This is a genomic window from Micromonospora sp. DT233 (assembly GCF_049841815.1).
Lineage (GTDB): Bacteria > Actinomycetota > Actinomycetes > Mycobacteriales > Micromonosporaceae > Micromonospora.
Genome location: NZ_JBNCLB010000004.1, coordinates 589,883 through 599,192, shown reverse-complemented (window position 1 = coordinate 599,192; position 9,310 = coordinate 589,883). Strand labels below are relative to the sequence as shown.

8 protein-coding genes are annotated in these 9,310 nt (G+C 68.1%); 2 read left to right on the top strand and 6 right to left on the bottom strand.

Going from position 1 to position 9,310, the window contains the following annotated elements; translation table 11 throughout:
• Positions 1-53: 53 nt before the first annotated feature.
• The 6 genes from ACLQ2V_RS13755 to ACLQ2V_RS13730 all read right to left on the bottom strand — a co-directional run bounded on the left by ACLQ2V_RS13755 (position 54) and on the right by ACLQ2V_RS13730 (position 7,765).
• On the bottom strand, positions 54-824 hold the full coding sequence (locus tag ACLQ2V_RS13755) for a thioesterase II family protein (RefSeq protein WP_425718815.1): 771 nt from the start codon (positions 822-824) through the stop codon (positions 54-56).
• Entirely contained in the window at positions 821-1,048 is a 228-nt protein-coding gene (locus ACLQ2V_RS13750) for a phosphopantetheine-binding protein (RefSeq protein WP_425718814.1), read from the bottom strand. Before ACLQ2V_RS13750 ends, ACLQ2V_RS13755 begins: the two co-directional genes overlap by 4 nt.
• Entirely contained in the window at positions 1,045-2,952 is a 1,908-nt protein-coding gene (locus tag ACLQ2V_RS13745) for an HAD-IIIC family phosphatase (protein WP_425718813.1), read from the bottom strand. Before ACLQ2V_RS13745 ends, ACLQ2V_RS13750 begins: the two co-directional genes overlap by 4 nt.
• A gap of 6 nt (positions 2,953-2,958) precedes the next feature.
• The gene (locus ACLQ2V_RS13740) at positions 2,959-3,990 is read right to left on the bottom strand and encodes a 3-oxoacyl-ACP synthase III family protein (RefSeq protein ID WP_425718812.1); all 1,032 of its coding nucleotides are present in this window, start codon (positions 3,988-3,990) and stop codon (positions 2,959-2,961) included.
• Between the two features lie 174 nt (positions 3,991-4,164).
• Positions 4,165-6,957, bottom strand: a complete 2,793-nt coding sequence (locus ACLQ2V_RS13735; protein WP_425718811.1) for a LuxR C-terminal-related transcriptional regulator — start codon at positions 6,955-6,957, stop codon at positions 4,165-4,167.
• Positions 6,958-7,027: 70 nt separating this feature from the next.
• Positions 7,028-7,765, bottom strand: coding sequence for an AfsR/SARP family transcriptional regulator (locus ACLQ2V_RS13730; protein ID WP_425718810.1), 738 nt, complete (start codon positions 7,763-7,765; stop codon positions 7,028-7,030).
• A gap of 314 nt (positions 7,766-8,079) precedes the next feature.
• Here ACLQ2V_RS13730 and ACLQ2V_RS13725 point away from each other — a divergent pair, with 314 nt between their 5' ends.
• Both ACLQ2V_RS13725 and ACLQ2V_RS13720 read left to right on the top strand, forming a co-directional pair.
• Positions 8,080-8,541 (top strand): YbhB/YbcL family Raf kinase inhibitor-like protein, encoded by a 462-nt coding sequence (locus ACLQ2V_RS13725; protein ID WP_425718809.1) that lies wholly within the window; start codon positions 8,080-8,082, stop codon positions 8,539-8,541.
• A 362-nt stretch (positions 8,542-8,903) separates the two neighbouring features.
• On the top strand, positions 8,904-9,104 hold the full coding sequence (locus tag ACLQ2V_RS13720; protein WP_425718808.1) for a DUF5988 family protein: 201 nt from the start codon (positions 8,904-8,906) through the stop codon (positions 9,102-9,104).
• Positions 9,105-9,310: the final 206 nt, after the last annotated feature.

Here is a 9,310-nt window from a genome sequence, read left to right as displayed (position 1 = left end):
TCCTTCACCATCTCGCTCTAGGTGGAAGCTGGTGCTGGGTGCGGGCGTGCCGGCTAGTGCGGCTGCCGGGCGTCGGCGGCGACCAGCCGGGAGAGCAGCGGAAGGAACACTCCGGCCGGATCTTGCGGAAAGAAGTGACCGCCGGGCACGACGTGCAGGCGGTGTCCCGCCCCGGCGTGGAGCTCCCAGGCCGCCACGTCCGCGGGACGCACCACCGGGTCGTCCTCGCCGGCGAACAGTTCCATCGGAACCGGGACGGGCGTCCGGTCCCGGTACGGATTGCTCTGGCAGATGCGCAGGTCGTCACGGACCAGTTGGGTGGCCGGGCGCAGCCAGTCGGGGTACCGCAGCACCATCGCCGACATGCCGCCCATCCCGACCAGCATCCGGCCCAGTTCCAGGTCGGTCATGCCGGTCGCACCGTCCAGCACGATCGGCAGATGTGGTGCCTTGGCGGCGCCGAGGAACAGGCGGCGCGGTAGCGTACGGCCGCTCGCCGCCCACCGCCGCGTCAGGGCGTGCGCCAGGAACGCGCCCATGCTGTGGCCGTAGAACGCGAACGGTGCCGTCAGCCAGGGGCCGAGTTCGTCCTCCAGCATCTCGACCAGGATGGTCATGTCGGCCACCCGCTCCTCCCGGACCCGTCCCTCGCGTCCGGGGAGCTGAACAGGAACCACCGACACCGAGGGATCCACCGCAGCCGCCCAGGACGCGAACGAGGAGGCGGCGCCACCAGCGTGGTGGAAGCAGAAGAGCCGGATCGCGGCGGCCGGATCGGGCGGGCTCAACAGACAGGAGCCAGTGGCGGAGACGCTGCCGGTCATGCCGCATCCGCCAGATCGAAGATCTCCCGCAGGCTGCGCGCCTCGATCATGTGCGGCAACGACACCTGCTTCCCGGTCACCCGCTCCAAAATGACCAGCAGCTCGATCAGGTACATCGAGTCCCAGCCCGGGATCTCGTCGAGGTCGGCGGTCACGTTCTCCGGGGTGACAGGCAGCCCCATCTCGTCCTGCAGGAGGGTCACAAAAGTATCGATGGTCTTCACCGGCGTGTCTCCTCGATCTCCTCGGTCAGCCGCACGTAGGCCGGCGCCGTGCCGATGTCGGTCAGGTCATGGCCGAACAGCACATCCGTGCCGTCGCCGGAGCGCTCGACGAAGCCGTTGAGCGTGTAGAAGCCACGGAACTTGCCGTTCTTCGCGGTCGGCCGATAGTGGCCGATCACCTCGATGGCGCCGGCTGAGCGGGCATGCCGTAGCACCGCGTTCAAGCAGGCCTGCTCAACGCCGCGCGCGAAGACACGACAGCTGAGCAGGAAGTTTTCGATGTGCAACACCTCGCCCGCCCACCGCAGCAGCACCGAGCCGACGAGCCCGTTGTCGCCGAACCGGTCACCGGCGTGGACGGTCAGGACCGGTGTCTGCGGGTCGGCCATCAGCGCGGCGACCGCCTCGGGCTGCAACCGTCGTGTGGTGAGGTTGAACTGGTTGGTCCGCAAAGTGATCTGCGAGAGCCGGGCAACCTCCAACGGCTGGGCGCTGGCCAGCCGTACCCGCACGCCCAACTGGTTCAGGTAGCTCTCCAGCGAGTCGAAGCCGCTCTGAAACTCCTTGCGGGCCAGCTCGTCCCGGTAGCTGACAGTCCGCCGGCGATCCTCCGCGGTGACCTGGCGGGTGTCGAACCAGCCGTCGGCCAGCAGCCGGGTGACGTGGAACGCCGGATCGTCCAGGGCGACGACGGCGACCTCGGGCAACGCGTGCCGAATCAGGCCGCACTCGTACGGGCTGTCGTCTGCGAAGACGAAACTGTCCAGCCCCAGGTTGAGCTGCACCGCAAGCTCGGCCAGATTGTTCGACTTCGGTTCCCAGTTGGCCACGACCCGGACGAAGTCCTCTTCACGCAGCGTCATCCGGGGATGCTCGCGCAGCACCGTCCGTACCGGCTCCAGGTCGTTCTTGCTGACCGCTGCCAGCAGCACGCCCTGCGCGGCCAGTTGCTTGGCCACCCGCTGCAGGGCGCTGAACGCCTCGCCCCGATGGGTGTCGGCCACCTCGATCCCGTGCGGGCCGTCGTCCCCGAGGATGCCGCCCCACACCGTCTCGTCAAGGTCGAGGACCAGACATTTCCGGGTACGGCCGAGCAGGTGCCGCACCAGGTGAGCCGCGTCGCACGCATAGCGCCTGAGCAGGTCCGGCGACAGATGGGCCTTGGCGTACGTGCTCATCCGCGGCTCGGTGACGAGCGCACCCTCCGCCGCCATCGCGTCCGTGTCCAGCACGATCAGAGACGGGTACTTGGTGGGCAGACGTAACAGGCGGGCGTTGGCCTCGCGCCACAGCGCCCCGAGTTCCGCCCGGGACCGGTAGTCGACGAGCTGCGCCAGCACCGTCCGGGACAACGGGATGGTGTTGAGAACGAGGGCCTTGACCGCGGCGGAGTCGGCCGTCGCGGCCAGCCGCTCGAAGAGCGCGAGCTTCTCGTCGAGGACCCGGGCCGCGTCCTCGGTGGTCCACGGCAACGGAAGTTCGTCCAGCACGACGTTCGGGTCGAGCACGCAGAGCACCACGTCGGGCGCGACGGCGGTGAAGAGTTCACTTCCCGGATCGGAGAGCTCGAAGGCGTACGTGTCGAAGTTGGACAGGTGCGAACGCAGCAGCACGCCATGCCGGGCCAGCTCGACCGTCAGGGTCGACACCAGCCCGGGCAGTGTGCCGTGACCGGTGATCGCGACCGACACGACCGGAACGTTGGGGTGATGCCGCTGGACTTCCTCGGGCGGGACGCCTGCCAGCAGACGTCCGGCCCGCTGCAGGTGCGCCGCCGGGACAGTCGCGAGCAGCCCTTGGACCAACGGGTACTCGGTGGCCAGCCGGCCGGTGCGATGCAGGGCGGTGAGGGTGTCGATCCCGGACACCGGCGCGTCGGCCGAGTCGACGAGGGTGGAGGTCATCGTCGATCACATCCGCTCGAGGGCGAAGCCACCCTTGATCCACTTGCTGGACTCGATCGCAAAGCCGACCGCCCGGTCGCCCGGCAGCATCCTGCTCAGTAACCGCTCCAGTTGCAGGAAGGGCAGCGCGTTGCCGACGTTGCCGGTCTCGGCGACGCATCCGATCTCGACCGCGTCCTTGAGGTCCAACCGCTCCCTGATCCGCTCGGACATCCGGCCGGACAGCTGCGGAGGAAGCACGAAGTCCACGTCCGACCGGGTCCAGCCGACCGCCTCGACGAGTTCGTCGAGCACCTCGGCCGCCATGATCGGCACGGAGAGCTCGATGGCCTTGTAGTCCTCGCGCACCGCCGCCGGCGTCGAGGCCCGATCGGCGAGCCCGAACCACGGCACGACCTGTCCGGGCTCGCGGCCGAGGCCGCACAGCCGGTTCAGCACCTTGCGTACGACGACTGCCCCGTCGACCGGATCAGCGGTGAGCAGCACGGCCGCCGCTCCGTCACCGAAGAGCACCGCGTTGACCATTTCCGCGGGCTCCAGCGCCTGCAGGTCGGCCTTCACGTCGAAGTGCTTGGCGCACACCTCTCCGGCGATCACCAGGGCGTTCCGGTAGCCGCCGCCGGCGAGCATGTGCACGGCCACGTCGAGGGCCTGGAAAGCGCCGGCGCAGCCGCTCTGCAGCTGATAGGTGGGGATCCCGTCGATACCGAGGTGCTCGGCGACCATGTTGACGGTCGCGGGCATGAGCAGGTCGGGGTTGGCTGTGCCGAGCACGAGCAGATCGATGTCCGCCGGAGCCATCCCGCCGGCGTCCAGGGCCCGCCGGGCCGCCTGCTCCCCCAGCTCGGCCAGCGAGGTCCGAACCTCCCCGCTGGCCAGATCCACCGCCAGGTGACGGGTGCTGGTGCCGACGAAGACGTCGATCCACTGCTCCCACAGAGCGGGCATCCCGAAGTGCCGTGCCAGCGTGGCGTTGTCGACGGGAGGCCCCGGCAGCGCAGAGCCGACCGACAGGAGGCGAATGTCCGAGTCGCTCATTCTGGCCCTTTCATCGAGACGCCTAAGTGCGTATCCGCGCGTTCGTCTCGATGCTTCCGGCCGCCGCTAAAGCCCTACTAATCCGAGGATAATGAGGTCCTTGGCACGCACGAAGAGGTCGCGTCACACCGGCATTCGGTGGTGACGCGACCGTGAATCACTTCGCCGATCCCGCTATCCGGTCTTCGGCTCGTGGACACCCGACTCGGTCAGCAGCCGAACGAGGGCCACCCGGCCATTTATTTGCAGTTTCCGATAAATGCGGGAGAGGTGGACGTCCACCGTCCGCGTCGAAAGGTGGAGAACCTGAGATATCTCCCGGCTGCGCATGCCGGTCGCCGCGATACGGGCTACTTCCTGCTCACGTTCGGTGAGCAGCTCGGCGATCGCCGGGAACGGGTCGCCTCGGCACTCCGGCGGGCCACCCCGGTCGCAGCCGGCCTCTCGCGACAACCGGCCGGCGTTTTCCAGGATTCGGGTCGCTCCGGCTCCCTCGGCGGCCCTCACCACCGCGGGCAGTAGCTGGACGACGGCGGTCCGATCCTCGGAGGCGACCGCGCAGGTGGCGGCGAGGAGCAGCATCAGCGCCTTCAGGCACTGGTAGCCGGCCGACGCGTGCAGGTGCGCGGATCGCTGATAGAGGCGGATGGCTTCGGCGAACTGGGAACGGGCCCGTTGCACGTGGGCCCGGGCCGCCACTGCGTGGGCGACCACAAGTGGCCGGTTCACCTTCTCGGCCTCAGCCGAGGCCAGATCGGCCCACTCCTCGACCCGGGCATCACCCAGGTCGACCGCGCACGCGGCCAGCAGCTCGTAGCACGCCGCACGGGCCACATGCGACACCCTGGGCAGCTCCCATCCGCCACCCGCGGCGAGGATCAGCGTCACGCACCTCTGTGGCTCACCGCTCAGCCAGCTCGCGAACGCCCAGGCGAGCTGCGCGTTGATGCTCCACGTACGGCTGTCGCCGCCGAGGATCCGGGTCGCCTGCTCCGCCAGCAGAACCGCGTTCTTCTCGTCCGCTCCCCCCAACCAGACGCTGGCGAGGGATTCCAGCGCGAGGGCGAAGCCGTAGGCCTGGTCGGCGTGGCACTGCCGGGCGATCGCGCCGGCCTCCGCGGCCGCCCGCTTGGCCTCCTCAAGGCGCCCGAGGTTACGGCGAGCGTGGCTGAGCCCGACCAGCAGGGGAAAGACCAGGTAGGAGCGCTGCGGGGAACGCGCCAGGCACAGCCCTTGACCGAAGTAGCGTTCGGCCTGATCGAGACGCCCGCTCAGCGCGGCGGCCCACCCCAGGACGACGAAGTAGCCCGGGAGATCGGCGAGCTGGCGGCCCGCGAAGCCGCTGAGCATCGACTCACATTGCGCCAACAGCGCCTCCGCCCGGCAGTACTGGCCGAGAGCGGCCTCGTGCAGGGCGACCAGCGCCCGGGCACCCAGTTCCGTACTGGGGTCGCCGTGTTTCTCCGCGGCGGACAACGCCCAGGCGGCGTCGGCCGCAGTCGGCAGCATGTCGGTGAAGACGCCGAACGTGGCCTGCCCGACGATCATGCGGGCCGCCTGCACGGGAGCGACCTGCCGAGTCGCGGCGATCTCCGCCTCGACCAGGGTGGCGGCGTCCTGCTGGGCGCCGAGGAAGGCGACGATCTGCGCCAGGATCGTCACCACCGCCGTACGGTCCTCGCCCGGCGCGGTCAGGGTGCGCGAGAGGATGCCGAAGAGGATGTCGCGTGCCTCGCGCAGGTCACCCACGGTCGTCAGCCCCTCGGCGACCTGCACCAGCAGCATGGTGCACACCGCCGAATCCCGGTCGTCCTCCGGCAGGTTGTCGGCCGCCAGCTTGAACCATCGCGCCGCGGTCTGCGGATCGTCGGGCACCACGGATCGGGCAGCTTCCGTGAGGATCCGGAAATTCCGCAGGTCGGGGTGCGCCGGCGCATGTTCGATGTGCCGCGCCAGTTCGGTCACCGGCACACCCGGTACGGACCGCACCCGCAGAGCGCGGCGGTGCGCCAGATATCGCCATCCCGGACTGGTCTCGGCGTAGAAGACGTAGCTCAGCAGTGGGCTGCGGAATTGGGACTGCGAGCCGGAGCCCAGTGGCTGCAGAACCGCGCGCCGGGTCAACCCGTCGAGGGCGGCGCAGGTCTCCTCGGTGTTGAGCTCCGCAACGGTGGCCAGCTCCAGTACGCTGAACCGCTTCCCGAGCACCGCCGCGGAGATCGCCACCCGCCGCTCGGTCTCGGTCAGCGGAGCCATCTCGTCGGCCACCAGGGCATGCAGCCGTTCCGGGACGTCGGGGCAGCCCGGCGGGGGCGCTCCGCCCAGGCCGATCCACACGGCCAGCACCAGGAGCGGGTTGCCGGCGCCGGTGCGGTGAGCCCGTTGAATCATGGGATCGTTCGGAGAGCTCTGCAGCAGGGTCGCCGACTGGCTCAGGTCGAGTGGCCCGACGGTGATTTGCTGGAGCGTTCCGGCCTCCAGTCCGAGCCGGATCGATCGGGACAGGACTTCTGAGGTCTGGTGCGGACGGCGCGACACCACGATCAGGACACTCGCCGCGGTCGACTCCCGTAGCAGATAGTCGAGCGCGGCGACGCTGTCTTCGCCGGCACGGTGGAAGTCGTCCAGGACGATCACGTGGCAGCGACCCCGCTGTTTTCCGCGCCGGGAGCAGGCGGTGACGCCGCGCAGCACGTGCTGGATCCGGCGAAAGGACTCCTGCCCCTCGATGCCCCTGGCGGTGAGAACCTCGTCGCCGCGTCGCCGGGCCTCCGTGACCAAATCACGAAGTAGCCAGGTCTTGCCGCTGCCGACGTCCCCCCGCAGATCGATGATCTCGGTCCGCCCACCCTCGGCGCGTTCGAGTGCGCCGAGCAGATGGTCGAAAACTTCTTTGTGAAGAGGGTCGGTGCCGTAGGCGACCTCCGGTTTCGGCCGTCGTTCCCGATAGTTCAGGTACAACGACATGTCACTCCCTCCCGCCTCGCGGCTGCGGACGTCATTGGTGTGGCCGACAGGGGCCGATCGCCCACGACCGTCAGGCCGCCGCGTAGGTGTCGAGCGTCGTTTCCGACAGGAGGATTTCTTGATGCAGCTCGTACAGGGCTCGACAGGGATCGAGGCCCAGCTCGGAGCCGAGGGTATCGCGCAGGGTGTGATAGGTGGCGAGCGCGTCCGCACGCCGGCCGGCGCGGTACATCGACTGCATCAGCAGGGCGTACAAGGGTTCATGCAGCGGGTATTCCGTGATGAGTCCACGCAGCCAGCCGATCAACTGCCGCTGATGACCCAGTTCCAGCCGCGCCTTAGCCAGCGCCTCGAGACACTCCAGGCGCATCTCGTCGAGGTAGTGATGGAAGGAACCGGATATCGAGCCCTTGCCGTACCGGGACAGACTGCCACCGGGCAGCATGCCGACGGCGGCCTGAAAAGCCGCCGCCGAGGGCTCGTGATGGCCCTCGCGGGCCTGCGTCCGGCCTTCGCCGACGAGGCCTTCGAAAATGTGGTAATCCAGTTCGCTGCCGTTCAACTCGAGCACATAGCCGGGCACCCGGGTAACGATGACGCTCGGCGAGGCCACCTCGTACTGGAGGAACTTCCGGAGTTGAGAAATGTAGACGTGAAGGGCGGCACTGGCCCGCCGAGGCGGATTATCGCCCCAAATCTCTTCGATCAACTGCGTTGATGATACGATCTCTCCGGACCGGACCAGGAGGGCGAGAAATAGCGCTTCGATCTTTGGCGCACTGACCCTGGAACGACCTTTCTCATACACTACATCGACACTTCTGAGTATTTCGAATCTCAACGTGCCTCCCCGTTTCCCACCACCAGCTGCGGCACACAGCCTGCCACATCCTCGCAGATCGCGGCATCCGCAAAACTACGTACGCCCGCATCGCTGACCATGAAGGCCGATGCTAGGATGCTAGGATGCATTGACAGGCATTCATGGGACAAATCGAATCTCCGACCCGTGGATTCGGGCGGCACCGACCAGGGACTTCCGTGTCATACATTGTTCACGACAACTTCGTCATCGCCACCCTACCGCCGGTCCCGCATTTCCAGGTCAGCAGCACTTCGATCATGGCTGGACGACCACTCGGCCCAGCGCAGGCGCACAGCGGCTTCGGCCAGGACGGCGGCAACCGCTCCCCGCAGCTGGCATGGAACGGTTTCCCGCCCGAGACGGCAAGCTTCGCGGTGACCTGTTTCGATCCGGACGCGGTCACCGGCAGCGGCTTCTGGCACTGGATCCTGGTCGACATCCCTGCGGACGTGCACACCCTCCACGAAGGCGCCGGCTCCCCCGAGCGCTGCCCGCCCGGTGCGTCGCACGTGCGCAACGACTTCGGCGAGCTTGCCTACGGTGGCGCGGCTACCCGTCCAGGCCAGGCCGAACACCGGTACGTCTTCGCCGTGCACGCACTGAGCCAGCCCACCCTCGGGGTGGACACCGACACCTCACCGGCCATGGTGGGGGCACGCCTCGGCGCCTTCTCGATCGCCCGGGCCCGGCTGGTGGCCACGTCGCCGGACCACCGCTGACCAGCCGGTCCGGCCATCGCAACACCCGGCGTGCCGCGCTTCATTCACCCACCGACGGCACTCTCCGTGGCGAGACCATCGAACCTCGACAGAATCTGTCGTCCGGATCGGAGCGCACTCCCTTTTCAGCTGCACAGCAGTGTCGCGCCCAAGTCCTGGAACTCCGGTGGACGCTGGGGTTAGACAGCCTTAAGACACCACTAAGCGCACTGGCCCATCATTTCAGTGATGCACATCACCACAGCTTGATGGTGCGCCGCGCGTAGATCGACGCCGATCGTGCAGCGCCCGGCAGCGCAGACGACTGCAGGACGCGCGCCGGCCATCACCGCCGAGCGCGCCTCGATCGGAAGGGAGATCCCGTGCTTACCGAGCGTATCTATTTGGAGGGCGGCCCGCGCGACCTGGCCTACGAATCCCGCAGCCAGCACGTTTCCGAGCTGCCCACGAAGATCAAGCTCCAGCACGGCAACGGATATGAACATTTCGAGCGGACCGACGACCGCACCAACGAGATGGCCGTTGTCTATCGATGGACGACAAGTACGCGTATTGCCGAATGACGAAGGCAGCGATCCGGACACGGCGCCTGCAGTCTCCGGTCTCCTCGCGCGGAGGCCGGGATCCCCGCGTACGGCAGCCGCCGCGTCGCCGGCGAGTTTCCCCCGCTTTGCAGGCGGTCTCGTACTCGTTGGGGCAACACGCCATCACTCATGCGGGCGGCGGGCGCAGGCAATGTCGGCAACGGCGCCGGCGATGCGACTGGGAG

Coding starts and splice junctions, on each gene's coding strand:
- ACLQ2V_RS13755 (WP_425718815.1), bottom strand. CDS start 824: ATGACCGGCAGCGTCTCCGCCACTGGCTCCTGTCTGTTGAGCCCGCCC.
- ACLQ2V_RS13745 (WP_425718813.1), bottom strand. CDS start 2,952: ATGACCTCCACCCTCGTCGACTCGGCCGACGCGCCGGTGTCCGGGATC.
- ACLQ2V_RS13740 (WP_425718812.1), bottom strand. CDS start 3,990: ATGAGCGACTCGGACATTCGCCTCCTGTCGGTCGGCTCTGCGCTGCCG.
- ACLQ2V_RS13735 (WP_425718811.1), bottom strand. CDS start 6,957: ATGTCGTTGTACCTGAACTATCGGGAACGACGGCCGAAACCGGAGGTC.
- ACLQ2V_RS13725 (WP_425718809.1), top strand. CDS start 8,080: ATGGCTGGACGACCACTCGGCCCAGCGCAGGCGCACAGCGGCTTCGGC.